Annotated in this window: 25 protein-coding genes; 14 read left to right on the top strand and 11 right to left on the bottom strand. The window is 69.3% G+C overall.

Features of this window, described 5'->3' with window-relative positions:
* The first annotated feature begins 81 nt into the window (after positions 1 to 81).
* Positions 82 to 1,836, top strand: a complete 1,755-nt coding sequence (locus tag M1L58_RS01270) for a DEAD/DEAH box helicase (protein WP_006866426.1) — start codon at positions 82 to 84, stop codon at positions 1,834 to 1,836.
* A gap of 91 nt (positions 1,837 to 1,927) precedes the next feature.
* Here M1L58_RS01270 and M1L58_RS01265 read toward each other — a convergent pair whose 3' ends face one another.
* Positions 1,928 to 2,137 carry a DUF7455 domain-containing protein gene (locus M1L58_RS01265; protein WP_005197291.1) on the bottom strand — a complete coding sequence of 70 codons (210 nt, stop codon included), beginning with the start codon at positions 2,135 to 2,137 and terminating at the stop codon, positions 1,928 to 1,930.
* Between the two features lie 323 nt (positions 2,138 to 2,460).
* Between M1L58_RS01265 and M1L58_RS01260 the strand changes: the two genes are divergently transcribed.
* Entirely contained in the window at positions 2,461 to 2,823 is a 363-nt protein-coding gene (locus tag M1L58_RS01260) for a DUF952 domain-containing protein (RefSeq protein ID WP_248657547.1), read from the top strand.
* A 31-nt stretch (positions 2,824 to 2,854) separates the two neighbouring features.
* Here the strand turns inward: M1L58_RS01260 and M1L58_RS01255 are convergent, their stop codons facing one another.
* Together M1L58_RS01255 and ppgK are read right to left on the bottom strand one after the other, a co-directional pair.
* Positions 2,855 to 4,405, bottom strand: coding sequence for an RNA polymerase sigma factor (locus M1L58_RS01255; protein ID WP_282578173.1), 1,551 nt, complete (start codon positions 4,403 to 4,405; stop codon positions 2,855 to 2,857).
* 55 nt (positions 4,406 to 4,460) lie between these two features.
* Positions 4,461 to 5,249, bottom strand: coding sequence for a polyphosphate--glucose phosphotransferase (ppgK, locus tag M1L58_RS01250; protein WP_248657545.1), 789 nt, complete (start codon positions 5,247 to 5,249; stop codon positions 4,461 to 4,463).
* A gap of 131 nt (positions 5,250 to 5,380) precedes the next feature.
* Here ppgK and M1L58_RS01245 point away from each other — a divergent pair, with 131 nt between their 5' ends.
* Complete coding sequence (locus M1L58_RS01245) at positions 5,381 to 6,289, top strand: inositol monophosphatase family protein (RefSeq protein ID WP_248657544.1); 909 nt, start codon at positions 5,381 to 5,383, stop codon at positions 6,287 to 6,289.
* Between the two features lie 7 nt (positions 6,290 to 6,296).
* On the opposite strand, the gene cei is transcribed toward M1L58_RS01245, so the two are convergent.
* Positions 6,297 to 6,989 carry an envelope integrity protein Cei gene (gene cei / locus M1L58_RS01240; RefSeq protein WP_006866421.1) on the bottom strand — a complete coding sequence of 231 codons (693 nt, stop codon included), beginning with the start codon at positions 6,987 to 6,989 and terminating at the stop codon, positions 6,297 to 6,299.
* Between the two features lie 449 nt (positions 6,990 to 7,438).
* Here cei and M1L58_RS01235 point away from each other — a divergent pair, with 449 nt between their 5' ends.
* On the top strand, positions 7,439 to 7,738 hold the full coding sequence (locus M1L58_RS01235; protein ID WP_006866420.1) for a DUF4193 domain-containing protein: 300 nt from the start codon (positions 7,439 to 7,441) through the stop codon (positions 7,736 to 7,738).
* A 133-nt stretch (positions 7,739 to 7,871) separates the two neighbouring features.
* On the opposite strand, the gene M1L58_RS01230 is transcribed toward M1L58_RS01235, so the two are convergent.
* A complete protein-coding gene (locus tag M1L58_RS01230; protein ID WP_248657543.1) occupies positions 7,872 to 8,426 on the bottom strand; it encodes a DUF3093 domain-containing protein in 555 nt (184 codons plus the stop codon).
* 23 nt (positions 8,427 to 8,449) lie between these two features.
* Between M1L58_RS01230 and dut the strand changes: the two genes are divergently transcribed.
* Together dut and M1L58_RS01220 are read left to right on the top strand one after the other, a co-directional pair.
* Positions 8,450 to 8,920 (top strand): dUTP diphosphatase, encoded by a 471-nt coding sequence (gene dut / locus M1L58_RS01225; protein ID WP_248657542.1) that lies wholly within the window; start codon positions 8,450 to 8,452, stop codon positions 8,918 to 8,920.
* A gap of 76 nt (positions 8,921 to 8,996) precedes the next feature.
* Entirely contained in the window at positions 8,997 to 9,842 is an 846-nt protein-coding gene (locus tag M1L58_RS01220) for a DUF3710 domain-containing protein (protein WP_248657541.1), read from the top strand.
* 16 nt (positions 9,843 to 9,858) lie between these two features.
* On the opposite strand, the gene M1L58_RS01215 is transcribed toward M1L58_RS01220, so the two are convergent.
* Positions 9,859 to 10,584 (bottom strand): alpha/beta hydrolase, encoded by a 726-nt coding sequence (locus tag M1L58_RS01215; RefSeq protein ID WP_248657540.1) that lies wholly within the window; start codon positions 10,582 to 10,584, stop codon positions 9,859 to 9,861.
* 198 nt (positions 10,585 to 10,782) lie between these two features.
* Between M1L58_RS01215 and M1L58_RS01210 the strand changes: the two genes are divergently transcribed.
* Both M1L58_RS01210 and M1L58_RS01205 read left to right on the top strand, forming a co-directional pair.
* The gene (locus tag M1L58_RS01210) at positions 10,783 to 11,160 is read left to right on the top strand and encodes an OB-fold nucleic acid binding domain-containing protein (RefSeq protein ID WP_006866415.1); all 378 of its coding nucleotides are present in this window, start codon (positions 10,783 to 10,785) and stop codon (positions 11,158 to 11,160) included.
* Positions 11,157 to 11,837, top strand: a complete 681-nt coding sequence (locus M1L58_RS01205) for a DUF3159 domain-containing protein (protein WP_006866414.1) — start codon at positions 11,157 to 11,159, stop codon at positions 11,835 to 11,837. The genes M1L58_RS01210 and M1L58_RS01205 overlap by 4 nt, the downstream gene beginning before the upstream one ends.
* Before the next feature lie 3 nt (positions 11,838 to 11,840).
* Here M1L58_RS01205 and M1L58_RS01200 read toward each other — a convergent pair whose 3' ends face one another.
* Complete coding sequence (locus M1L58_RS01200) at positions 11,841 to 12,503, bottom strand: potassium channel family protein (RefSeq protein ID WP_006866413.1); 663 nt, start codon at positions 12,501 to 12,503, stop codon at positions 11,841 to 11,843.
* A gap of 49 nt (positions 12,504 to 12,552) precedes the next feature.
* Positions 12,553 to 13,218 carry a potassium channel family protein gene (locus M1L58_RS01195; RefSeq protein WP_040535856.1) on the bottom strand — a complete coding sequence of 222 codons (666 nt, stop codon included), beginning with the start codon at positions 13,216 to 13,218 and terminating at the stop codon, positions 12,553 to 12,555.
* 78 nt (positions 13,219 to 13,296) lie between these two features.
* Between M1L58_RS01195 and M1L58_RS01190 the strand changes: the two genes are divergently transcribed.
* The 3 genes from M1L58_RS01190 (at position 13,297) to dxs (ending at position 18,704) form a co-directional block, all read left to right on the top strand.
* Positions 13,297 to 15,312: an APC family permease gene (locus M1L58_RS01190; RefSeq protein ID WP_006866411.1), complete on the top strand. Its 2,016-nt coding sequence runs from the start codon at positions 13,297 to 13,299 to the stop codon at positions 15,310 to 15,312.
* Positions 15,309 to 16,619, top strand: coding sequence for a class I SAM-dependent RNA methyltransferase (locus tag M1L58_RS01185; RefSeq protein ID WP_248657539.1), 1,311 nt, complete (start codon positions 15,309 to 15,311; stop codon positions 16,617 to 16,619). Before M1L58_RS01190 ends, M1L58_RS01185 begins: the two co-directional genes overlap by 4 nt.
* Before the next feature lie 126 nt (positions 16,620 to 16,745).
* Positions 16,746 to 18,704: a 1-deoxy-D-xylulose-5-phosphate synthase gene (dxs, locus tag M1L58_RS01180; RefSeq protein ID WP_248657538.1), complete on the top strand. Its 1,959-nt coding sequence runs from the start codon at positions 16,746 to 16,748 to the stop codon at positions 18,702 to 18,704.
* A gap of 45 nt (positions 18,705 to 18,749) precedes the next feature.
* On the opposite strand, the gene M1L58_RS01175 is transcribed toward dxs, so the two are convergent.
* From M1L58_RS01175 to M1L58_RS01165, 3 genes are all read right to left on the bottom strand, one after another.
* The gene (locus tag M1L58_RS01175; RefSeq protein ID WP_154882603.1) at positions 18,750 to 19,178 is read right to left on the bottom strand and encodes a type II toxin-antitoxin system Rv0910 family toxin; all 429 of its coding nucleotides are present in this window, start codon (positions 19,176 to 19,178) and stop codon (positions 18,750 to 18,752) included.
* Positions 19,179 to 19,240: 62 nt separating this feature from the next.
* Positions 19,241 to 20,521, bottom strand: a complete 1,281-nt coding sequence (locus M1L58_RS01170) for an HRDC domain-containing protein (protein WP_248657537.1) — start codon at positions 20,519 to 20,521, stop codon at positions 19,241 to 19,243.
* Between the two features lie 5 nt (positions 20,522 to 20,526).
* On the bottom strand, positions 20,527 to 21,162 hold the full coding sequence (locus M1L58_RS01165) for a DUF3000 domain-containing protein (protein ID WP_006866406.1): 636 nt from the start codon (positions 21,160 to 21,162) through the stop codon (positions 20,527 to 20,529).
* Positions 21,163 to 21,305: 143 nt separating this feature from the next.
* On the opposite strand from M1L58_RS01165, the gene hemE reads away from it, so the two are divergent.
* Genes hemE through hemQ form a run of 3 tightly spaced genes read left to right on the top strand, consistent with a single transcriptional unit; the run spans position 21,306 to position 24,510 of the window.
* Complete coding sequence (gene hemE, locus M1L58_RS01160; protein WP_248657536.1) at positions 21,306 to 22,367, top strand: uroporphyrinogen decarboxylase; 1,062 nt, start codon at positions 21,306 to 21,308, stop codon at positions 22,365 to 22,367.
* Positions 22,367 to 23,776: an FAD-dependent oxidoreductase gene (locus M1L58_RS01155; protein ID WP_248657535.1), complete on the top strand. Its 1,410-nt coding sequence runs from the start codon at positions 22,367 to 22,369 to the stop codon at positions 23,774 to 23,776. The genes hemE and M1L58_RS01155 overlap by 1 nt, the downstream gene beginning before the upstream one ends.
* 38 nt (positions 23,777 to 23,814) lie before the next feature.
* The gene (hemQ, locus tag M1L58_RS01150) at positions 23,815 to 24,510 is read left to right on the top strand and encodes a hydrogen peroxide-dependent heme synthase (protein ID WP_248657534.1); all 696 of its coding nucleotides are present in this window, start codon (positions 23,815 to 23,817) and stop codon (positions 24,508 to 24,510) included.
* The last annotated feature ends 134 nt before the right edge of the window (positions 24,511 to 24,644 follow it).

The following is a 24,644-nucleotide window of genomic DNA, read 5'->3' as shown; positions in this document are numbered from 1 at the left end:
CCTTCGGCGCGGGTCCTCCCAACGCGAGGGGTCATTTCATGCCCGGTAGGGAATCCGTACGCCGTCAGGAGCAACACACACGTGACGTCCGCCGAACCCTCCACCAGCACCACCAACACCTCGGGAACCGCCGCTCCCAACCTCGGATCGCTCCGTGCCTGGCAGCGCCGCGCGCTGACCAAGTACCTCACGCGCAAGCCGAAGGACTTCCTCGCGGTCGCGACGCCCGGCGCAGGCAAGACGACGTTCGGGCTACGTGTCGCCCGCGAACTGCTCGACGACCGCACCGTCGAGCAGATCACCGTCGTGGCGCCCACCGAGCACCTCAAGCACCAGTGGGCGGAGGCCGCGGCGCGCGTGGGCATCGCCCTGGACTCGCACTTCTCCAACTCGACCGGTCAGACCAGCTCCGACTACAACGGAGTCGTTCTCACCTACGCGCAGGTCGCCGCGCACCCCACCAAACACCGCGTCCGCACCGAGAACCGCCGGACCCTGGTCATCCTCGACGAGATCCATCACGGCGGTGACGCGAAGTCGTGGGGTGACGCGATCCGCGAGGCCTTCGACGACGCCGAACGCCGCCTGCTGCTCACCGGTACGCCGTTCCGCTCCGACGACTCGCCGATCCCGTTCGTCGTCTACGAGGCCGAGGCCGGCGGACACCAGCGTTCCAAGGCCGATCACACCTACGGTTACGCCGACGCGCTGAAGGACGGCGTCGTCCGACCCGTGGTGTTCCTGGCGTACTCCGGCGAGGCGAGCTGGCGGACCAGCGCCGGCGAGGAGTTCACCGCGCGGCTCGGTGAGCCGCTGTCGGCCGAACACACCGCCCGCGCCTGGCGGACCGCCCTCGACCCGCACGGCGACTGGATTCCCGCGGTCCTCACCGCGGCGCACACCCGACTCGGCCAGCTGCGCGCGAGCGGGATGCCCGATGCCGGCGGCCTGGTCATCGCGACCGACCAGTCGACCGCCCGCGACTACGCCGAACTGCTCACCGCCATCACCGGCAAGCAGCCGACCCTGGTCCTCTCCGACGACCCCAAGTCCTCATCACGGATCGCCGAGTTCTCCGCGTCGAAAGACGAGTGGATGATCGCGGTGCGCATGGTGTCCGAGGGCGTCGACGTGCCGCGGCTCGCGGTCGGTGTCTACGCCACCAGCTCGTCGACCCCGCTGTTCTTCGCGCAGGCGATCGGTCGCTTCGTGCGGTCGCGGCGCCCCGGCGAGACCGCCAGCGTGTTCCTGCCGTCGGTCCCCGTGCTCCTCGACCTCGCCAGCCAGATGGAGGCCCAGCGCGACCACGTCCTCGGCAAGCCGCATCGCGAGAGCGACGGCCTCGACGACCAGCTGCTCATCGACGCGAACAAGCAGAAGGACGAACCGGGGGAGGACGAGCCGGCATTCCAGTCGTTGCACGCCGACGCCGAACTCGACCAGGTCATCTTCGACGGCGCGTCGTTCGGCACAGCGACCTTCGCCGGGAGCGACGAGGAATCCGATTACCTCGGCCTGCCGGGGCTGCTCGATGCCGATCAGGTGCGTGCGCTGCTGCAGAAGCGCCAGGCCGAGCAGGTCGTCGCCCGGTCCACCCCGGCCGAGCCCAAGTCCGAAACCCCGGATCCCGGGCGTGCTCCCGGCACCACCGGGGAGAACCTGCATGCACTGCGCAAGGAACTCAACACCCTGGTCGCCATGCATCATCACCGCACCGGAAAGCCCCACGGCATGGTGCACAACGAGCTCCGGACCCGCCTGGGTGGTCCGCCCACGGCGATGGCCACCGCCGAGCAGCTGAAGGAACGCATCGCCGCACTGCGGACGTGGCGCTGAGCGCCCGAACCCGGACACGAGAGAACCCGGCCGGATGACCCGGCCGGGTTCTTTCGTCGTCTGTGGCTCGCCCGTCAGGCCATGACGAGTGTCAGACCAGCTCGCCCTCGGCTTCGACCACGGTGGCGCTGAGCTCCACCAGTCGGGCTTCGTGCTCGTTGAAGTGATGACGGCAGAAGAGAAGCTCGCCGCCCTTGGGCAGGACGGCTCGTACCTTGGCTGCGGCGCCGCAACGATCACAGCGATCGGCGGCGGTGAGCGGTAGGTAGATCGGGGCTGTGGTGGTGGCGATGTCAGTCATGGTTCCTCCGTCCCGGTCCGGCGCCGGTGTCCGGACGCCTTCCCTTCGAGCCGACACATCCGGGCGATGCGTCAACCTCACTCTGTCAGACGCTCGGCGGCTTCGTATTGTTCCGGCAGGTGCTATCGGTGTGTCGTCACTCACCGTTTACCTTCGGCAACAATCCGACAACGTCTCCCGAAATCAGCCATCCGGGGTCGGCGGCTGATCAGCGGACGCGCGTCTGACTCCACGGTACCGACGACACCGCGACCGGGCCGACCGAGAACCCGTGGCGTGGACAACACTTGACGGAACTCGGGTGCGTCGGGCTTCATGTGCGGATGGCAGCACCCGGATCTCCCGTTCTGACCCATCTCATCCGGGCCTCGGACTGGGCCGAGGCGCGCCATGGGACACACGTGCGGCCGCCGTCGCTCGACGAGGTCGGGTTCGTGCATCTGTCGACCCCGCAACAGGTCCACCTGCCGGCCAACCGGCTGTTCGTCGGGCGTCACGACGTCCTGCTCCTCATCCTCGACCCGGCCCGCCTCGGTGCCGAGGTGCGCTGGGAGCCGGGAGTGCCGACCGACCCCGAATCGATGCTCTTCCCGCACCTGTACGGGCCGCTGCCCGTCGACGCGGTCGTCGACGTCCGAGAGCTACGACCAGGCCCCGACAACGCCTTCGCCCCCGTCGCCGGGTGACGGCAACGGGGGCGAAGGGGAGTGCGTGTGACTAGTCCAGGTAGTCGCGGAGAACCTGCGACCGCGACGGGTGGCGCAGCTTCGACATCGTCTTGGACTCGATCTGGCGGATGCGCTCACGCGTGACGCCGTAGACCTGACCGATCTCGTCGAGCGTGCGGGGCTGGCCGTCGGTGAGACCGAAGCGCAGACGCACGACGCCCGCCTCGCGCTCGGACAGCGTCTCGAGAACCGACTGCAGCTGATCCTGCAGGAGGGTGAAGCTCACCGCGTCGACCGCGACGACCGCCTCGGAGTCCTCGATGAAGTCACCGAGCTGGCTGTCGCCCTCGTCGCCGATGGTCTGGTCGAGCGAGATGGGCTCCCGGGCGTACTGTTGGATCTCCAGCACCTTCTCCGGGGTGATGTCCATCTCCTTGGCGAGTTCCTCGGGAGTCGGCTCGCGGCCGAGGTCCTGGAGGAGCTCACGCTGGATACGGCCCAGCTTGTTGATGACCTCGACCATGTGCACCGGGATACGGATGGTGCGGGCCTGGTCGGCCATCGCGCGGGTGATCGCCTGGCGAATCCACCACGTGGCGTAGGTCGAGAACTTGTAACCCTTTGTGTAGTCGAACTTCTCGACCGCGCGGATCAGACCGAGGTTGCCCTCCTGGATGAGATCCAGGAACGCCATGCCGCGGCCGGTGTAGCGCTTGGCGAGGGAGACGACCAGACGGAGGTTGGCCTCGAGGAGATGGTTCTTCGCACGGTTGCCGTCGCGGGAGATCCAGTTCAGGTCGCGCTTCTGCGCGGTGCTGATCTTCTCGCCCGAGGCCATCATGCGACGAAGACGCTCGGTGGCGAACAGGCCGGCCTCGATGCGCTTGGCGAGCTCGACCTCTTCCTCGGCGTTGAGGAGGGCGACCTTGCCGATCTGCTTGAGGTAGGCGCGGACACTGTCGGCCGAAGCGGTGAGCTCGGCGTCCTTGCGGGCCTGGCGGAGGGCCTCGGACTCTTCTTCGTCCCAGACGAAGTCACCGGACTTGGCGGCGGCGTCGGTCTTGGTCGATTCCTTTGCCGCGCCCTTGGCGCCGGCAGGTGCCGCCTCGGCCTCCTCGGAGTCGTCCTCGTCGTCGGAGTCCTCGGCCTCGTCCTCGTCGTCGACCTCGATGTCGTCGATCTCCACGTCCTCGAGTTCGCCGTCGGCGACGTCGATGTCGTCGATCGAGTTCGGATCCTCGGGCTCGGCGTCGGTGTCGCCGACACCCTCGGCGGAGCTGGCCTTCTTGGCTGCCTTCTTGGGGGCTGCCTTCTTGGTGGCCTTCTTCGCTGCTGCCTTCTTGGCGGGCGCCTTCTTGGCCGCGGTCTTCTTCGCAGCCTTCTTGGCGGTCCGCTTGGCCGGGGTTTCGGTCGAGGCGCTGGTCGACTGGGTTTCGTCGGCCTCGGCGTCCCCCTGGCGGGTCTTGATGGCTGCCACGTACAACCTTTCGAACTTCTCTTCTGCGGAGTCTTTGTCGGGTCTTGTGAGACGTGACACGGCAGCACGAGCCACCGTGGACAAGGGCTTGATTTCTCGGTTCAGATGACCGGTGACGACCATTGTAACGATATCGGCTCACCCGATGTGACAAAGCCCTGGTCAATCCAGGCGTGGTCTAGGTTTTGATGCCCTGTGAGACCGCCATCGCCGCGCCGACGATACCGGCGGTGTTCTGCAGCGTGGCGGGCACGACCGGGGTCTTGTTGGTGAGCAGCGGAATCCACTTGTCGGCCTTGCGGCTGATGCCGCCGCCGGCGATGAACAGCTTGGGCCAGAACAGTGCCTCATAGGCCTTGAGGACTTCGGACACCTTCTCGGTCCATTTCTCGTAGGACCAGTCCTTGTCCTCCTTGACCCGTGAGGACGCCTGATGTTCGGCTTCCTTCTTGCCGACCTGCATGTGACCCAGCTCGGTGTTGGGCACGAGGTTGCCGTTGATGAGGATCGCCGAGCCGATGCCGGTGCCGAACGTCAGCAACATCACCACGCCGTCCACGCCCTTGCCCGCGCCGTAGGCGTCCTCGGCCATCCCGGCCGCGTCGGCGTCGTTGAGCACCGAGACCGCGCGACCCCCCAGGTGGCGGCTGAACAGCTCGTAGACGTCGGTGCCGATCCACGCCTTGTCGATGTTCGCCGCGGTCCGCATGATGCCCTCGGTGACCACACCGGGGAGGGTGATTCCGACCGGACCGGCCCAGTCGAAATGGGCGACGACCTCGGCGACCGCCGCCGCCACCGCCTCCGGGGTGGCCGGCTGCGGGGTGAGCACCTTGAATCGATCGCCGACGAGTTCACCGGTGTCGAGATCGACGATGCCGCCCTTGATCCCGGAGCCGCCGACGTCGACGCCGAACCCCAGATTCGTCGGGGTCGGCGAGCTGTCGGTGGCTGGCGTGTCGGTCATGGCGGAGTTTCCTTCCGGGCCGGCGGTGATCGACATCAGGCTATCGGCGCCCGCCGTCGGCCGCGCGGCATCCCTCCAGAAGTGTTGCTTCACCTCACCGCCTGAGCGGTCGCGGTCGCCGATGTGCTGACATGGAACACGTGGATCAGACAATTCCGGTGGACGAACTGGCCGCCATCGCGGTGGACGTGGCGCAGGAGGCGGCCGCCCACGTGCGACGCCGCCGACCCGAATTGTTCGGTGCGACACCGCAGTCGACGGTGGACGGGGCATCGGCGAATCCCGTCTCGACCGCCTCGACGGTCAACCCGGTGTCGACCAAGTCGACGGAAACCGATCCGGTCACCGTCGCCGACACCGAGACCGAGCGCCTGATCCGGCAGCTCCTGCACGAGGCGCGGCCCGCCGACGAGGTCCTGGGGGAGGAGCACGGCGGTAGTCGCGCCGTCCCGTCCGGTGTGCGCTGGGTGGTCGACCCCATCGACGGCACGGTCAACTTCATGTACGGCGTCCCCGCCTACGCGGTGTCGCTGGCGGCGCAGGTCGACGGCCACTCGGTCGCGGGGGTCGTCGTCGACGTGGCGCGTGAGGTCGTCTACGGCGCCACCCTGGGCGGCGGTGCCTGGGTCGCCGACGGTGACGGCCCTCGTGTGCCGTTGCGCTGCAATCCTGTCGACCGTGTGGAACTCGCGCTCGTGGCAACGGGTTTCGGTTACGCCGCCGACCGTCGGCGCGCTCAGGGTCGGATCGTCGCGGAGTTGCTCCCGAAGGTGCGTGACATCCGACGGATCGGTGCCGCGGCCCTCGACCTGTGCATGGTGGCCTCCGGCGCGGTCGACGCCCATTACGAACACGGCCTGAGTCCCTGGGACTGGGCGGCGGGCGGACTCATCGCCGCCGAGGCGGGTGCGGTCGTGGTGACCCCGCCGCCGGACTCGCGGGCAGACGAGGGGCACATCACCGTGGCCGTCGCACCGGGTATCGCCGACGAGTTCCTCGGACTGCTCGACGAACTCGGGGCGCGGGAACCGCTGGTCTAGAAGGCGCTCAGCACGGAGCCGAGTGGACCGCCTTCACCAGGGCGGGATCGGCGCCGGTCTCGGGGTTGGTCGGGTCGGCCGACCGCAGCGCCTCGAGCGCCGCCTGCGCGTCCTGGGAGAGCTCACCACCCGAGTGGTAGGTGCCCAGTGCCACGTCGACCGCGGTGCCCCGGCGTCCGTCGTCGACGAGTTGCGCGCACGGGAACGCCAGCCAGGTCGCCGCGGCGGAGGCGCGGCCCGCGGGGCCGAACCGGATCTGCGCGACGCAGTTGAGATCCCGGTTGACGTAGACGGGATCATCGGCGAACGGGGTGTCGGCGGCCGGGGTGAAGCCCTGGGCGGCGAGGTCCTCGGACACCGACCGGGCCGCGCCCCGTTCCTCGGACGCGTTGAGGACGCGGACCTGGAAGGTCGACAGCGCGGCGGGCGCGACCTCCAGCATCTCGTCGCGTGGGACCGGGGAGAGGACCGGCGGCTCCGCCGGCTCCGGTGCACCGGCTTCGGTGGCGGTCGCCGGGGACGGCTGATTGCAGGCGGTGGGGACCGATTCGCTGTCGTCGCTGCCGAGCACGACCGCCCAGACGATCACGCCGAGGACCAGAAGGACCACCACCGTGATGATCGCCGGCGCATACCGGCGGCGTGGGTACGGGCGGCCCTGTTCGTCGGTCGGGTAGCCGGTCGTAATCTTCGAGACCACCGTGGAACGACTCCTCACTGGGCGAACTTCGCGAGCGGTTGTACTTCACCGGGAACGACGCCCCGCGCGATCTCCGCAACACTCTAGAGGGTCGACCGCGCTGCGGCCGCGAGCCTCGCCGCCGGTGCCGTGTCGCGACCCCGCGCACGGGTCCGACCTGCGTCAAACGCCAGATTTCGGACAAGTTCGCGTTGCCACATTGACGGTTGACTGGACGTGGTCTATTCTTCGGGCGCCCGCGCTTCCAGACTCGGGGTGCAGCCGAAATCGAACCGTGACCGAAGTCACACAATACGACGGATTCTCGGGAACGAATTGAGCTCGAGCCGGTGTTGTAGTGACCCCACCGGCTAGACAATCCCGGCGGAGTCGTGCGCACCACCCCTGGGTGACGGCCACAAGCCGGAACCGAGAGCGCCCCCTCACACTCTCAACAAGTAAGGCACACAATGGCTACTGATTACGACGCGCCACGACGCACCGAGGCCGAGGACCTCAACGAAGACTCGCTCGAGGAGCTGAAGGCCCGTCGGAGCGAGGCGCAGTCCGCAGCCGTCGACGTCGACGAGACCGAGACCGCGGAGTCCTTCGAACTGCCCGGTGCCGACCTCTCCGGTGAAGAACTGTCGGTTCGGGTCATCCCGAAGCAGGCCGACGAATTCACTTGTACCAGCTGCTTTCTCGTCTATCACCGCAGCCGGCTGGCCGAGGAGAACGGCAACTCGCTGATCTGCGTCGACTGCGCATGATCCCCGCGGGTCTCCCGCGGATGCGCACGACGATTCCCTGACGTTCGGACACCGACGGGCAGGGCCTGACGAAGAAGGGGCCGCGCCATCAGGCGCGGCCCCTTCGTCTGTCTCGGTGGTGTCCCCGGTGCCGTCAGGCGGTCGCCGTCGGGCGGTCCGCTGCGGCGTCCGGGATGTCGAGAGCCGCCAGCAGCTCGGCCGGTCGTCGGGTGGACACCAGCCAGTAGGGGGTCGGGTCGTCGGGATCGTCGAGGACGATGAGGACCATGGTCTTCACCCAGAAGCGGTGCACCAGGTACGCGGCGGGGTCGAGCTGACGGCCGAGCGCGGCGCTCTTGGCCGTCGCCGGGATCGACGCACCGCGGGCGACGACGGACCGCGGCAGCAGCGCGCGATGCGCCTGCAGTTCGCGCTCGGCGGTCACCCGGACGCGGGTGCGGCTCATCGACCACAGCACCAGGACACAGAGGGCCGCGGTGACGACGTAACCGATCACGCTCCACCGGCTGCCATGGGCGGACAACTGGATCTCGTAGCCCACCACGCCGGTCAGGACGGCCGCGGCCGGCCACCACCACCACGGCACGTGCAGACGCTCGTCGAAGAGGTCCGCGGATCCGGAGTCGCGGCGCGTCGCCGGAGTCCCCGACGTGCCGCCGGTGTTGTCAGGCGATTGAGGTGCGGTCACGTTGACCAGCGTAGTCTGCGTGCGTGACCCCAGATCTCCCCCCTCTGCCGCCCATCGCGGTACGTCGCCTCGATCCCGATCTGCCGTTGCCCACCCGAGCTCATCCCGGGGATGCGGGCGTGGACCTGTGCTCGACGATCGACCTGGAACTGCCCGCGGGGCGCCGTCAGCTGGTCGCCACCGGGATCGCCATCGCGCTGCCGTTCGGCACCGTGGGCCTGATCCATCCGCGTTCGGGGCTGGCCGCCCGCGCCGGACTTTCCATCGTCAACACGCCCGGCACGATCGACGCGGGATACCGCGGCGAGATCAAGGTCTGCCTGATCAATCTCGACCCCGAGCAGCCCATCACCATCTCGCGCGGTGACCGGATCGCTCAGCTGATCGTGCAGCGCGTCGAATTGCCCGAGTTCGTCGAGGTCGACGAACTCGACGACACCAGCCGCGGCGACGGCGGATACGGGTCCAGCGGCGGCCACGCCGTCCTGGGCTGAGCACGACACGCCGGGCGTCGTCTGCCCCCGCGTCGATTAATCTTCAACACGAATGCGGATCAACGAGGAGTAGGCGATGACGAATAACGGTTCGGACGAACTGCGGGTCGGACAAGCACTGGGCCCCTACGACATCGACGCCCTCGCGACGGAGATCAGCGAGCTGGAGAACTCCCACCTCGACCTCGGCTCGGTGCTCGTGCCGGTGGTCGAGGGCGGGCAGGTGACCGTCGAGATGTCGGAGACCCACCAGCCCCAGAACGTCTACCTGGTCACCCCGATCGGTCGGATCTCGGTGAGTGCCTTCGCGGCACCCAAGTCGCCGGGAATGTGGCGCGAGGTGGTCCGGGAACTGGCCGAGTCACTGCGCGACGGTGGCGCCGCCACCAGCATCGAGGACGGTCACTGGGGCCGCGAGGTCGTGGCCGAGGTCGAGGGCGGGACGCACCGCTTCATCGGCGTCGACGGCCCCCGCTGGCTCGTGCGCTGTGTCGGCAGTGGGCCGTCGGAGAGCGCCGAGGACCTTGCACGCCTGAGCCGCGCCGTGCTGGCCGAGACCGTCGTACGTCGCGGGTCCGAGCCGCACCCGCCACGCGAACCCCTTCCGATCGTGCTGCCGCCGGTGCTCGCCGACCAGGTCGCCGCGGCCCAACAACAGATCTTCGCCGAATCGGAGGCAGGGGCACAGGACGAGGCGCCCACCCCCGAGGTCCCGGCCGCCGACGAACCGGAAGGGGTCGCCGGAGGAGCGCTGGACCAGGTGGCACACGCCACCGTCTACGGCGAGAACTCCTACACCGAGGGTCCGGCCGAAGGCGCCACGTACGACGACCCGTCGGTCACCGCCGATCCGGACCCCGAGGACGACGCGCCGCCGCCGTCGTCGGGCTCGGCGATGCAGCGCTTCTTCCGTCGTCGCTGACCCGGCGGCGGCGGGGCTACCGCCTCGACAGTCGTGTGTACGCGTCGAGGCAGCTCTCGCCGAGCAGACCGGGGTCACGGCCCCATCTCTCGAGGCTGACCTCGACCAGCGCCGACCGCGGAGCCACTTCGTGCCACACGCGGGCGACGGCGATGGGGTGGATCGGGTCGTCGGGTGCCGCCACGAGTGCCAGTGGCACCGCGAGGTCGGCGATCTGGGCAGGTGTCGGGGCGCAGTAGCGCGCCGCGTCACGCAGCTGGCAGATGACCTCGGGATACAGCCTCCGCCAGGAGCGGGAGAGCTCCTCGGCCAGCCAGTCCGGGCTGCTCGCCGCCATCTCGGCGACCGTCGTCTCCAGTCCGTCCCGTTCCATCGCGTCGGCGGTGGCCCGCGCGCCGGCCGCGGCGAGGGCGGAGTCGGCGTCCCCACTCCAGGCCGGCAGCGCCGCGAACACTCCGGCACAGCGTCCGCCGGTGTCGGCGAGAGCCCACTCGAGGGCTATCGCGGCGCCGATCGACACCCCGCCGACCAGAACCCGGTCGTGTTCGGCCGCCGCGCGCTCGATGCCCCGACGGTGTCCGTCGATCAGCTCCGACGTCGGCTCGAGCGCCACCAGGTCCACGCCGAGCGTCGTGGCCGCGTGACCGAAGGCACGTGTGACGTGGTCGGCATCCGAGCCGGTCCCGGGAATCACCACCAGTGCGGTGGCCGTTCGTGTTTGCGGACTGTCCACGACGGGCATCAATTGTTCATCCGGATGCGGGGCACCCAGAGATCATCCCTTAGGGTGTCCCGGGACCGCGGTGCGCCCCGGTCATCCACGTTGTCACCGGCGGGTGCCGGGTCTACGCTGGCGGACAGCCACCGATCATTCGTTCGGTGGCCACGGACGCTGCGGCGGAAGCCCCGGTGCCCGGCTGAAATCCATTGGGAGGTTGGGATGCCCACAGCTGGTTATCTCAAGCGACTGACCCGCCGACTCACCGAAGACCTCGGTGACGTCGACGCGGAGCGAATCGCCGAGGAGTCGAAGGCGACGGGCGCACAACGCGCGTCGGACTGCACCCGCGGCGAGGAGGTCACCATGCACGGCGAACTGCGCGCGGTGGAGACCTGTTCACGCACGGCCAAGGCCGGGGTCAAGGCAGAGTTCTTCGACGGCTCCGACATCGTCATGTTGAAGTGGCTGGGCCGCAATCGCATCGCCGGCATCGAACCCGGCCGGAAGGTGACCGTGCGGGGCCGACTCGCCCTGCAGGACGGTCACAAGGTGATCTACAACCCCTACTACGAGCTGCAGGGCAGCGACGACGAGTGACACCCACGAGTGACACCGGGAGGTCGGACGACGAGTCGGCCGACCAGGACGTCGAACAGAACCCGGCCCCCGAGCCGACCCCCACGGTGCTGGAACAGATCGGCGGCGTGTCCGGCCTGATCTACTCGACGGTCCCGGTGGTCGTGTTCGTGCCGGTCAACTCGTTCTTCGGCCTCACGGCCGCCATCATCGCCGCGCTCACCGCCGCGGCCCTCGTCTTCGTGGTGCGGCTCGTCCGCCGCGAGGGACTCACCCCGGCGATCTCCGGCCTCCTCGGCGTGGCCATTTGCGTCTTCATCGCCAACCGGGTGGGGGACGCCAAGGGATATTTCCTCTTCGGCATCTGGACCACCCTCGCCTACGCGATCGCGTTCGTGATCTCCATCGTCGTGCGCTGGCCGCTGATCGGCGTCGCCTGGCACCTGGTGAACGGGCAGGGGACCGCCTGGCGCAAACACCGTCGGACGTTGCGCGCCTACGACATCGCCACCGCCCTGTGGGCCCTGGTCTTCGCGGCGCGGTATCTCGCCCAGTCCGAACTCTATGATCTCGGTGCGACCGGCTGGCTGGCCTTCACACGGATCGCGATGGGTTGGCCGCTGACCGCCTTGGCGGTGCTCGCCACGGTCCTGCTCGTCCGCCGCGCGGTGCGTGAGGAAGAGACGGTCGGAGCCTGATCTTCAGCGCGTGATCTTCATGGCGTCGTAGAGGGCCGGTTCGGCCTCCGACGGGGCGATGAAGATCAGCTCGTCGCCGCCCTCGATCGGGTCGTCGTTCTGCGGCACGATGACGCGCCCGCCCCGCAGGATCGTGACCAGAGCCACGTCGCGGGGCAGTTCGAGCTTGCGTACCGGCTTGCCCGCCATCGGCGTGTTCGACGGCAGGGTGAGCTCGACGAGGTTCGCCTGGCCCTGGCGAAAGGTCATGAGGCGGACCAGGTCACCCACCGACACCGCTTCCTCGACGAGCGAGGCGAGTAGACGCGGCGTCGACACCGCGACGTCGACGCCCCAGTCCTCACCGAACAGCCACTCGTTGCGCGGGTCGTTGACCCGCGCGACGACGCGGTTGATCGCGAACTCGGTCTTGGCCAGCAGACTCACGACCAGGTTGGCCTTGTCGTCGCCGGTCGCCGCGATCATCACGTCGAAGGTCTGCAACTGCGCGTCCTCGAGTTTCGTCAGTTCGCAGGCATCGGCGAGGATCCATTTCGCGCCCGGTACCGAGTCCGGGTCGATGTGGTCGGCCTTGCGCTCGAAGAGCGTGACGTCGTGCGAGTTGACCAGGAGTTCGCGGGCGATCGAGCGCCCGACCGCGCCGGCTCCGGCGATGGCGACCTTCACAGGATGACTCCTCGGTGTTCGGGGCTCAGGGCGTTCGGGCTCGGGGTGTTCAGGACTCGGCCTGGGTGAACGGTTCCGCGGCGACGCGGCGGGCGTCGACCAGATTGTCGAGCAGCACCGCACCGTAGATCACGTCGTCCTGCTGGAGAACGGTTTTGGCCTCCGGCAGGATCGGCCGCCCGACCCGGTTGAGGAATGCGACCCGCGCTCCGGTCTGTTCCTGGAACTTGCCGACCGACACCCCGATCCACGACTCGTCGACGTCGATCTCGGCGACCGCGAGGGTGCCCGACGGGTCGCGCCACTCCGTGGTCGCGGTCTCGCCGAGCGCGGAGACGAAACGTTCCGTCGTCCACGGCACGGTGGCGACGGTCGGGATGCCCAGCCGCTCGTACACCTCGGCGCGCTTGGCGTCGTAGATGCGGGCGACGACCCGCTCGACGTCGAAGGTCTCCCGGGCCACACGGGCGGCGATGATGTTGGAGTTGTCGCCGGACGACACCGCGGCGAAGGCGTCGGCGTGCTCGATCCCGGACTTGACGAGGATGTCCCGGTCGAAGCCCACACCGGTGATGGTGCGGCCCGCGAAGTCGGCGGACAACCGGGCGAACGCGGACGGGTCCCGGTCGATGATCGCGACGTCGTGTCCGCGTTTCTGCATCGCCATGGCGAGCGATGATCCGACTCGCCCGCAACCCATGATGACTACCTGCACGACATTCCTCTCCGGACGCGACCTGCGTGCCGCGAGTCGAACCTACCCGCCACGACGCGGACGCTCTAGGGTTGCCTGGTGTCCACCGTCTCCAAGGTGTCCGTTGCGACGAAGCGCCTCCTGCTCGGCAGGCCCTTCCGCAGCGACAAGCTGGGCCACACTCTGCTCCCCAAACGGATCGCCCTCCCGGTCTTCGCCTCCGACGCGATGAGCTCGGTGGCGTATGCGCCACAGGAGATCTTCCTGGTCCTGTCGGTGGCCGGTATCACCGCGCTCGCCTTCACCCCGTGGGTCGCCGTCGCCGTCGCGGTGGTCCTCGCGGTGGTGGTCGCCAGCTATCGGCAGAACGTGCACGCATACCCGTCGGGTGGCGGCGATTACGAGGTCGCCACGGTCAACCTGGGGCCCAACGCCGGCCTGACGGTCGGCAGCGCACTTCTCGTCGACTACGTGCTGACGGTGGCCGTGTCGGTGACCTCGGCCGCGGAGAACATCGGTTCGGCCGTCCCGTTCGTCAGCGAGCACAAGGTCTGGTTCTGCGTCGGCGCCATCGTGCTCATCGCGGCGGTGAACCTGCGCGGCATCAAGGAATCCGGTGCGCTGCTGGCCATCCCGACGTACGCCTTCATCGTCGGCGTGCTGGGCATGCTCGTGTGGGGATTCACCGAGATCTTCGTGCTCGGCGAGGAGATCCGCTCGGAGACCGCCGACTTCGGGATCGCCGCCGAACAGGACAACCTCACCGGTCTGGCGCTGGTCTTCCTCGTCGCCCGCTCGTTCTCCTCCGGATGCGCGGCGCTGACCGGGGTCGAGGCCATCAGCAACGGCGTCCCCGCGTTCCGGAAACCCAAGTCACGCAACGCCGCGACCACCCTGCTGATGCTCGGTGCGTTCTCGATCACCCTACTGCTGGGCATTGTTCTGCTCGCCCAGGAGATCGGGGCCAAGTACGTGATGAACCCGTCGACGGACCTCGTCGGGGCCCCCGAGGGTTACCAGCAGAAGGCGATGATCGCGCAGCTCGCCCACGCGGTCTTCGACTCGTTCCCGGCCGGCTTCTTCTTCGTCGCGCTCGTGACCGCGCTGATCCTGTTGCTGGCCGCCAACACCGCGTTCAACGGTTTCCCGGTGCTGGGATCGGTGCTGGCCCAGGATCGCTACCTGCCGCGGCAGTTGCACACGCGCGGCGACCGGCTCGCGTTCTCCAACGGCATCCTGTTCCTGGCGGCCGCGGCCATCATCTTCGTCGTCGCGTTCGACGCCCAGGTCACCTCGCTCATCCAGCTCTACATCGTCGGCGTGTTCGTCTCGTTCACCCTGAGCCAGACCGGCATGGTGCGGCACTGGACCCGCCTGCTGCGCACCGAGTCCGACCCGAGCGCACGCCGCCGGATGATGCAGTCGCGGGTGGTGAACTCGGTCGGACTGGTCATGACCGCGACGGTCCTGGTGGTCGTGCTGATCACGAAGTTCACCGCGGGCGCGTGGATCGCGGTGCTGGCGATGGTCGCGCTCTTCGTGGTGATGAAGCTGATCCATCACCACTACGCCTCGGTGCAGCGCGAACTCGACGAGGCCGAGGCCGACGACGAGGGGGTGCTCCCGAGCCGGACCCATTCGATTGTGCTGGTGTCGAGTCTGCACATGGCCTCTCGTCGCGCTCTGCGGTATGCGCGGGCGACGCGACCGGACGTCCTCGAGGCGATCACCGTCAACGTCGACGACCGCGACACCCGGAAGCTGGTGTCCCAGTGGGAGGCCAGCGACATCACGATCCCGCTCAAGGTCATCGCCTCCCCGTACCGCGAGATCACCCGGCCCGTCATCGACTACGTGCGACGTGTCCGCCGGGAGTCCCCGCGTGACGTGGTGACCGTGTTCATCCCCGAATACGTCGTCGGACACTGGTGGGAGCAGATCCTGCACAACCAGTCCGCGCTGCGACTCAAGGGACGTCTGCTGTTCGAGCCCGGGGTGATGGTGACCTCGGTGCCCTGGCAGCTCACGTCGTCGGATCGCCGCAAGGAGACCAAGAGGTACTGGGCACCGGGCGAGACCCGCCGCGCCCTGGGCGAATCGGAGCGCACACTGTGACACCCCCGGCAACGACGCGGCGCGTCGAGGTCACCGTCGATCGTCCCGCGAACGGTGGGGAAGCTGTCGGACGTGCCGACGGCCGGGTCCTGTTCGTGCGCGGTGCGATTCCCGGCGAGCGCGTGGTCGCCGAGATCACCGACGACCGACACGACTCGTACTGGCGTGCCGAGGCCGTCGAGATCCTCGAGGCGTCCCCGCACCGGGTTCCGGTGGTGTGCCCGGCGGCGGCCGGGGGAGCGGGATGCTGCGACCTCGGGCACATCGAGCCCGGGCACGCGCGCGACCTGAAGCAGGCCGTGCTGCTCGACGTCCTGAGCCGGGTCGGTCACCTCGACGAGGAGACGATCGCCGGCACCGACCTCGCGACGCGCGGGGTCGACCGCCTGCCCGGCGACGACACCGGCTGGCGCATCCGGACCCGGCTGGCCGTCGACGGACGGGGGCGCGCCGGGCAGCACGCCTTCCGCGGTTCGGCGGTGATCCACGATGTCTGCGTGCAGCCGGCGCCGGGGATGATCGACGACCTCGCCCGCCGCAGCTTCACCCCGCACGCCGAACTGGCCGTGGTCCTCGACGCCGACGGCACCCGGCACGTCACCGAACTCGCACCCGTCGCCGAGGTCCGGCACGGCGACGCCCGCCGCCGCGCACAACAGAACCGCCGACGCCGCGCCCGACCCCGCGCGCAGGTGGTCGTCGAGGGGGCGGAGTCCGCGGTCCACCGCGTCGGGAACCGGGCGTGGGACATCCCGGTGACCGGGTTCTGGCAGGCGCACCGGGCCGCACCGCAGACGTATGCCGACACCGTCGTGGGCTTCGTCGGCGACCACCTCGGAGCCGGCCCGCGGGTCGCATGGGACCTCTACGGCGGCGCCGGGGTGTTCGCCGGCGCACTGCTCGACCATTGCGGGACGGGCCTCGAGGAGGTCCACATCGTCGACTCCGACGCGGGCGCGCTGGCGGCCGCGACGCGCACCTTCGACGCCGACGGCGATCGCGTGGTCACCCATCGGGGAGAGGTGGCCGCCCGTGTGCACGACCTCGGGGAGTCGCCCGACGTGGTCGTCCTCGATCCGCCGCGCACCGGCGCCGGGGAGAAGGTCATCGACGCGATCGCCGCCGCGAAACCGGCCGTGGTGGTGCATGTCGGCTGTGATGCCGCCCGCTTCGCACGTGATCTCGGTCTCTTCGCCCGCGCCGGATATCGCGTGGCCCAGGTGCGTGGCTTCGACGCTTTCCCGCTCACGCACCATGTCGAGGCCATCGCGTGCCTGGTTCCGGCCGGAGTCACGCCCGGCGAGTGAGGTCGTCGACCATCCGCGGGGCATGGTCGTACCGAATGCTTCCGTAGACTGACGGGTTATGAGCCGGGGGTTTTCTCCCGGAAATGTGGACCGGGTTCCCCGGGGCGTCACGTGATGGAGGAAACGATGGTTGTGCTCGACCGGATCAACTCGCCGGCCGATCTGCGGTCTCTGTCGGAGGCCGAGATGGAGACGCTCGCCTCCGAGATCCGGACGTTCCTGATCGAGAAGGTGGCGGCGACGGGCGGTCATCTCGGACCCAATCTCGGTGTGGTCGAACTGACCCTCGGAATCCACCGTGTCTTCGACTCGCCGCACGATCCGATCCTCTTCGACACCGGCCACCAGTGCTACGTCCACAAGATCGTGACCGGCCGCAAAGACGGCTTCGATCACCTGCGTCAGCGCGGCGGCCTCACCGGCTACCAGGAGCGCGCCGAATCCGAACACGACTGGGTCGAGTCCTCGCACGCCTCGGCTGCCCTGTCCTACGCCGACGGACTGGCCAAATCCTTCGAGCTGACCGGCCAGAACGACCGCACCGTGGTCGCGGTGGTCGGCGACGGTGCCCTCACCGGCGGCATGTGCTGGGAGGCGATCAACAACATCGCCGCCTGCAACCGGCCCGTGGTCATCGTCGTGAACGACAACGGCCGGTCCTACGCCCCGACCATCGGCGGTCTCGCCAGCCACCTGTCCGGTCTGCGTCTGCAGCCCGGCTACGAGAAGTTCCTCGACGAGAGTCGCCGTGTGGTCAAGCAGGTGCCCGTGGTCGGCGAACCCGCCTACGCGGTCCTCCACGGCATGAAGAGCGGTCTCAAGGACCTGCTGGCACCCCAGGCGATGTTCACCGACCTCGGTCTGAAATACGTCGGCCCCGTCGACGGCCACGACATCAACGCCGTCGAGTCGGCCCTGCGGCACGCCCGCGACTTCGGCGGACCGGTCATCGTGCACACCGTCACGCGCAAGGGCATGGGGTATGCCCACGCCGAGAACCATGTCGCCGACCAGATGCACGCCACCGGCATCATCGACCCCGTGACCGGACGGCCCACCAGCGTCGCACCGCAGGACTGGACGAAGGTCTTCTCGGCCGCGCTGCTCGACGCCGGCGCCAACCGCCCCGACGTCGTCGCGATCACCGCGGCCATGCCCGGCCCCACGGGACTCACGCCGTTCGGTGAGCGCTACCCGGACCGCATGTTCGACGTCGGCATCGCCGAACAGCATGCGATGACCTCGGCGGCCGGGCTCGCACTCGGCGGACTGCACCCGGTCGTCGCCATCTATTCGACCTTCCTCAATCGCGCCTTCGACCAGCTCCTGATGGACGTCGCGCTGTTGAAGCAGCCGGTGACCCTCGTCCTGGACCGGTCGGGCATCACCGGGCCGGACGGCCCCAGTCACCACGGCATGTGGGACCTGTCCCTCATGGCGATGGTCCCCGGTCTCCGGGTCTCCGCGCCGCGGGACGCGGTCCGGTTGCGCGAGGAGTTCGACGAGGCGCTCGGCATCGACGACGGTCCGACCGCCCTGCGCTTCTCCAAAGGGGCTGTGCCCGAAGACATCCGCGCGGTCGAACGACTCGACGACGGGGTCGACGTGCTGCACCGCGGCGATCGCGACCTCGGCCCGGTGTCCGGTGACGTGCTCATCGTCGCGGTCGGCGCCTTCTGCAGCCTCGCCGTCGACACCGCCGAACGCCTTGCGCAACAGGGCATCGGCGCCACGGTCGTCGACCCCCGCTGGGTGCTGCCGGTGCCGACCTCGGTGGTCGAGGTCGCGCGTCGTCACCGTCTGGTCGTCACCCTCGAGGACGGCTGCGTCAGCGGCGGCGTGGGATCGGCTGTCGCCGGGGCGCTCTCGGCGGCCGAGGTGGCCGTTCCGGTGCAGATCAAGGGCATTCCGCAGGCGTTCATCGAACATGCCTCGCGCGGAGAGATTCTCGGCGACCTCGGTCTTACGGCGCAGGACCTCGCCCGCTCGATCACCGCGACGGTGTCGGGCATGCAGGCCGGTCCGGCGCTGGAACGCCACATCGAGAATCCCGCGGACCCCGCGCAGAGTCGCGCCGAGGACTGACGCCGGAGGGTCGGCGCCCGATGACAGGCGCCGACCCTTTCGCGCTCAGCGCAGGTTGGCGAGGTTCGAGATCGACTTGTGCACATCGGATTCCAGCACCTTGGCGACGAGGCGTCCGACGGGTCCGTTGAGCAGGCCGCCGGAGATCTCGGCGGCCAGGTCGAAGTGTGAGCCGTCGACGATCTCGTCGACCTTCATGGCGAGGTCGATGTTGATCCCGCCGCGGCCCGTCCCGGACAGCGCGATCATCCGCGGCTCGTCGTAATCGGTGACGGTCCAGTGGATGACGTTGCGGAACCCCTTCACCTTGATCAGGGACGAGACCTTCGTGCCCTCGGTGATCGTGTCGGGGACCGGGGACTTCCACCCACCGAAGATCGTCATCCACTCGTCGAACCGCGAGAGGTTGCTGGCGAGTGCCCAGGCCGCGCCCGGGTCGAGGTCCGAGTCGATGCCGACGGAGACTGTGGCCACTGAGTGCTCCATTCCGTGTGGTCGTGCCTGTCGGAAGGTCTCTTACCCAACTCGGAGCGGGGCTACTCCGACGATGTCGTCTCGGTGCCGACCTCGCCCAGCGCCTCGGTCAACGCGTCGACGCTGAGCCGCCGCTGCCACGGACGTGCCCCGGCGGCGGAGAGGTGGGCGTCCACGGCCTCGGCGGTGACCGGCCCGTTCAGTCCGTCCCAGCACAGCTGGCGGACGACGTCCGGGGCGAGGAGGTTCTCCACGGGGAGGGTGTGGCTCTCGGCGACCTCTTTGAGCGCGGGGCGGACCTTCTGCATCCGCGCCGCGGCCTCCGGGTTTCGCTGCTCCCAGCGGCTCACCGGGGGTAATCCGGGGCCGTTGGTCTTGCGGGCCGGCAGTTCGCTGTCGGGGAGCTCGCGGGCCCGCTGCAGGGCGCTCAGCCAGATCCCGGCCTGCCGACGCTGGCGGGGGCCGCCGAAGATCGGCAGGCGGGTGAGTTCGTTGTTCGATTTCGGGTCGACGGTTGCGGCGTTGACGATCGCGGTGTCGGGTAGTACGCGGCCCGGGGCCACATCCCGACGCTCCGCCAATTCCTCACGTGCAGTCCACAATTCGCGGACCGCGGCCAGTGCACGAGCCGACTTCACGGTGTGGATGTTGGAGGTCTTGCGCCAGCGGTCGGTGCGCGGCGGCGCCGGCGGGCGCGACAGGACGTAGGCGAATTCCTCGCGGGCCCAGCCGTCCTTGCCGGACTCGGCCAGTGCCGCGTCCATCGCGTCCCGGAGTTCGACGAGCACCTCGACGTCGAGCGCGGCGTAGTTCAGCCAGTCGTCGGGGAGCGGCCGCCGTGACCAGTCCGCCGCGCCGTGACCCTTGAGCAGGCCGAGACCGAGGAACTGGGCGACCATCGCGGCGAGGTTCACCTTCGCCAGGCCGAGCAGACGTCCGGCGAGCTCGGTGTCGTACAGCTCGACGCATTCGAAGCCGAGTTCGCGTAGGCAGGGAAGATCCTGGTCGGCGGCGTGCAGCACCCATTCGGGCCCGCGTAGTGCATCGATCACGGGAGCGAGCGCCTCGGGATCGGCGATCGGGTCGAGCAGGAAGCTGCCGGAGCCGCGTCGTTTGATCTGGATCAGATAGGCACGCTGGGAGTAGCGATAGCCCGAGGCGCGTTCGGTGTCGACGGCGATGGGGCCCTCGCCGGCCGCGAGTGCTTCTGCGGCGTCGGCGAACTCCGCCGCGGTCGACAGCACCGGCGGGACACCCCCGGCGGGGGCGAGCAGCGGCTCGACCTCGGGGACCTCGTCCTCGGGTGCTTTGTTCTCGGCTGTGCTGTCGGGTGGTGTGTCCACGGTGCTCACGTCGGGCCGAGTTGGGTCACGCCTGCCGGCGGGAGACCGGCAGCCGACGCCAGGACCTCACAGAACGCCTCGAGATGGCCGTTGAGCCCCTCGGCGGTCAGTGCGGTCCACGACGCCCGGACCTCGAGCTGGTGGGCGCGCGGGGGTCCGGCGATGTCGCCGTAGCGCACCGACGTCGTCGACGTGACGGTGCCGCCGAGTGCGGTCACCTCGATGCGGTGTGCGGTGCCGTTGGAGGAGGAGGGGGTGCTGCTCTCGCCGACCGGCACGCCGAGGGCGTCGGACAGCCAGCTCCAGGCGACCTCGGGCAGCAGCGGATCCATCGCCAGCGCGGCCTCGACCTCGGCCTGGAGGTAGGCGACGAGGCGGATCGTGCCGTTCCAGGCGTCCTGGCCGGCCGGGTCGTACAGCAGGATGAGTCGTCCGAACGCGGTGCCCTGAGAATCGGCGGGGATGACATCGGGGTCGTCCGGCGGGCGCACCTCGGCGCCGACCGCATAGCTGTACGGCGCGAGCCGCTGTGGCGGGCGGATGGGTCCGACCTCGATCTCACGGCGGACGCGGGCAGCGTGCAGCGACTCCACCGCCGCGCGGAAATCAGCAGGCTCGTCCGGAGCTCCCGAGGAAGTCACCGTTCGACCGTAGGTGTGTCGTGCCTGGCAGCGGCGGAGGCGCGCCGAGTCACCGGCCCCAGAAATGGGGACGCGGACCCGGAAGTGTCGAACCGGGCAGGCCGGGGCAGGTCAGATCGCCGAACATGGCAGAGTAAGCGGTGATGTCGAACGTAACTGGTACACGGGTCCATCGGTCGCACCTGCCGCTCGTCGCCGCGGCCACGGGTGGGACCCCTTCGCGCCGTCCGGTGTGGTTCATGCGGCAGGCGGGCCGGTCGCTGCCCGAGTACCGCGCGATCCGTGCGAACCACGGCATGCTCGAATCCTGCTTCGACGCCGAGCTGGTGTGTGAGATCACCATGCAGCCGGTGCGCCGCCACGACGTCGACGCCGCGATCCTGTTCTCCGACATCGTCGTCCCGCTGAAGGCCGCCGGGATCGACCTCGACATCGTCGCGGGCACCGGTCCGGTGATCGCCGAACCCGTGCGGTCGGCCGACGCCGTCGCCCGCATCCCGCGCCTCGAACCCGCCGCGGTCGGCGCGATCTCCCACGCCATCGAACTTCTGCTCGCCGAACTCGGCGACACCGCGCTGATCGGTTTCGCCGGCGCGCCGTTCACCCTCGCGTCGTACCTCATCGAGGGCGGGCCGAGCCGCAACTACGAGCGCACCAAGGCGATGATGCACGGCGACCCGGAGACCTGGGCCGAGCTGATGGCCCGCCTGGCCGACATCACCATCGCCTTCCTGAAGGTCCAGCTCGACGCCGGTGTCGACGCCATCCAGCTGTTCGATTCCTGGGCCGGCATGCTCTCGGCCGCCGACTACCAGCGTTTCGTGGCACCGCACAGCGCGCGCGTCCTCGCCGAGGTCGCCGGCTACGGCGTCCCGCGCATCCATTTCGGCGTGGGCACCGGCGAACTGCTGGCTCCCATGGCCCATGTCGGGGCCGACGTCATCGGGGTCGACTGGCGGGTGCCGCTCGACGAAGCCGTCCGCCGCGTCGGCCCGGGCAAAGCAGTCCAGGGCAACCTCGACCCGACCCTGCTCTTCGCGGGGCCGGAGGTCGTGGACAGCGAGATCCGCCGTGTGGTCGCCGACGGCGACCGGGCGATCGCGGCCGGCGCCATCGGCCACATCTTCAACCTCGGTCACGGGGTCCTGCCGGGCACCGACCCGGACGTCCTCACCCGCGCCGTCGAACTGATCCACAGCCTCTGATGGGTGCTCGGCTCCGGATCGCGGTCGTCGGCGGAGGTGTCTCCGGCCTGACAGCCGCGTACCGGCTGCGTGGCGCGCTCGGCGCCGACGCACAGATCGACGTGCTCGAAGCCGGGGAACGGCTCGGGGGTGTCCTGCACACCACGACGGTCGGCGGCCAGTCCGTCGATGTCGGGGCCGAGGCGTTCATCGTCCGACGACCCGAAGCGCTGGGCCTGGTCACCGAACTCGGCCTGGGGGACCGGGTCGTGTCACCGACCGGCCGACGCCCGTCCGTGTGGTCCGGGGGCCGCCTGCACCCACTGCCGGCCCCCGCGCTCATGGGTATCCCCGCGATCCCTGTTGCGGTCGCCGATCTCGCCGACCCCGCCGACCTCGAACTCCTCCGCGCCGAGACGCAGCGTCCCTGGCGTTGGGACTCCTCCGCGGACCCGTCGGTCGGGGACCTCGTCGCCGACCGTTTCGGCCCGTCTGTGGTCGCCCGCAGCGTCGACCCGATGCTGGGCGGTGTCTACTCGAGCCTCGCCGGAGACATCGGTCTGCGTGAGGCGCTCCCCGCGCTCGCGGCACGACTCGACGCCGGTGCGCCCAACCTGACTGCGGCCGTCTCCGGTCTCGTCGCCGACGCCACGGGTTCGGGGCCTGTTTTCGGCACCCTCGTCGGTGGCTACCGGGTGCTGCTCGACGCACTCAGGTCCGCCGCGGCCGTCGAACCCGAGCTCTGCGCGTACGTCCGCCGTCTGGAGCCGACCGCGACCGGATGGTCGCTCGACTTCGCGGGTGGTGCTTGCGAGGACGTGCGCGACTACGACGGGGTCATCCTGGCCATCCCCGCTTGGCAGGCCGGCCACCTCCTGCACGGCTCCCTGCCCGACTTCGCCGCCCCGCTGCGCGTAGTACGCGGCGCGTCATCAGTGGTGGTGTCGATCGCACTTGCCCCCGGCACTCCGGTGCCCGACCACTCCGGCGTTCTCGTCGGGACGGGGGAGAGCCTGCGCGCCAAGGCATTCACGCTCAGCTCGCAGAAGTGGGGACATCTCTCGCACGACGACGCGCCGGTCTCGGTGCGCGCGTCGTTCGGCCGGTTCGGCGCACCGGTTCCCGACGCGGACGTCGAACCCGGCGTCGACGACCGGCTGACCCGCGAGGCGCTGGAGGATCTCGACGAGGTGTGCCGGGCCGCCGGCGTGGCACCCGCGTCGCCGAACGTCGTCGACACCTACGTGCAGCGCTGGACCAACGGGCTGCCGGTCTACGGCCCCGGACATCTCGCCACGATGGCGCAGGTGGCCGCGTCCCGGCCGCGTCGGCTCGCACTCGCCGGGTCGTCGTATGCGGGGGTCGGTGTCCCGGCCTGCATCGGCCAGGCCGGACGTGCCGTATCGGCTCTGCTGACCGACCTGACCTGACTGTTCGTCCCACCGGGCGCGGTGGCAACATGTCAGTCATGGCCCGCTTGGATTACGCAGAACTCAACTCCACGATCCGCTACCTGATGTTCTCGGTGTTCGCCGTCCGCCCCGGCGAGCTCGGCACCGACCGGGACCAGGCCAAGTCGGATGCCGCCGACTTCTTCAAATCCCTCGAGGACACCGGCGTCGTGGTCCGCGGCGTGTACGACGTGTCGGGTCTCCGGGCCGACGCCGACTTCATGATCTGGTGGCACGCCGAAGATGTCGAGCCCATCCAGGCGGCTTACGCGAAGTTCCGCCGAGAGACCGTCCTCGGCCGCGCCTGCAACCCCGTGTGGAGCAACGTGGCGCTGCACCGGCCCGCGGAGTTCAACAAGAGCCACATCCCGGCGTTCCTCGCCGGCGAGGAAGCGGGCAACTACATCTGCGTGTACCCGTTCGTGCGGTCCTACGAGTGGTACCTGCTGCCCGACGAGGAACGTCGCAAGATGCTCGCCGACCACGGCAAGGCCGCCCGTGAGTACAAGGACGTCCGCGCCAACACGGTGTCGTCGTTCGCCCTCGGCGACTACGAGTGGCTGCTGGCCTTCGAGGCCCCGGAACTGCACCGCATCGTCGACCTCATGCGCGACCTGCGTGCCACCGAGGCGCGGATGCACGTCCGCGAGGAGACGCCGTTCTTCACCGGGCCGCGCGTCGAGGTCTCGGCACTCATCGACGCTCTGCCCTGACCCGCCGCGACACACGACGACAGAGGTTCTCGCCCGCGAAAGGCAAGAACCTCTGTTTTGTGTGACCGGTGTCACCGGAACGAATGAAATCGGACATAAAACGCCACGCGTGACGCGAAGGGAAGCGGAGCGTA

Origin of the sequence: Gordonia sp. C13 (genome assembly GCF_023218005.1) — a bacterium.
Classification (GTDB): domain Bacteria; phylum Actinomycetota; class Actinomycetes; order Mycobacteriales; family Mycobacteriaceae; genus Gordonia; species Gordonia namibiensis.
Note: the sequence above shows the minus strand (reverse complement) of the source record. Positions and strands in the feature narration are given on the sequence as shown.

What these genes read in the sequence shown, in the direction of transcription:
- M1L58_RS01265 (WP_005197291.1), bottom strand. Translation starts at nt 2,137, where the DNA reads ATGACTGACATCGCCACCACCACAGCCCCGATCTACCTACCGCTCACC.
- M1L58_RS01260 (WP_248657547.1), top strand. Translation starts at nt 2,461, where the DNA reads ATGGCAGCACCCGGATCTCCCGTTCTGACCCATCTCATCCGGGCCTCG.
- M1L58_RS01255 (WP_282578173.1), bottom strand. Translation starts at nt 4,405, where the DNA reads ATGGTCGTCACCGGTCATCTGAACCGAGAAATCAAGCCCTTGTCCACG.
- ppgK (WP_248657545.1), bottom strand. Translation starts at nt 5,249, where the DNA reads ATGACCGACACGCCAGCCACCGACAGCTCGCCGACCCCGACGAATCTG.
- M1L58_RS01245 (WP_248657544.1), top strand. Translation starts at nt 5,381, where the DNA reads ATGGAACACGTGGATCAGACAATTCCGGTGGACGAACTGGCCGCCATC.
- M1L58_RS01235 (WP_006866420.1), top strand. Translation starts at nt 7,439, where the DNA reads ATGGCTACTGATTACGACGCGCCACGACGCACCGAGGCCGAGGACCTC.
- M1L58_RS01220 (WP_248657541.1), top strand. Translation starts at nt 8,997, where the DNA reads ATGACGAATAACGGTTCGGACGAACTGCGGGTCGGACAAGCACTGGGC.
- M1L58_RS01215 (WP_248657540.1), bottom strand. Translation starts at nt 10,584, where the DNA reads ATGCCCGTCGTGGACAGTCCGCAAACACGAACGGCCACCGCACTGGTG.
- M1L58_RS01210 (WP_006866415.1), top strand. Translation starts at nt 10,783, where the DNA reads ATGCCCACAGCTGGTTATCTCAAGCGACTGACCCGCCGACTCACCGAA.
- dxs (WP_248657538.1), top strand. Translation starts at nt 16,746, where the DNA reads ATGGTTGTGCTCGACCGGATCAACTCGCCGGCCGATCTGCGGTCTCTG.
- hemE (WP_248657536.1), top strand. Translation starts at nt 21,306, where the DNA reads ATGTCGAACGTAACTGGTACACGGGTCCATCGGTCGCACCTGCCGCTC.
- M1L58_RS01155 (WP_248657535.1), top strand. Translation starts at nt 22,367, where the DNA reads ATGGGTGCTCGGCTCCGGATCGCGGTCGTCGGCGGAGGTGTCTCCGGC.
- hemQ (WP_248657534.1), top strand. Translation starts at nt 23,815, where the DNA reads ATGGCCCGCTTGGATTACGCAGAACTCAACTCCACGATCCGCTACCTG.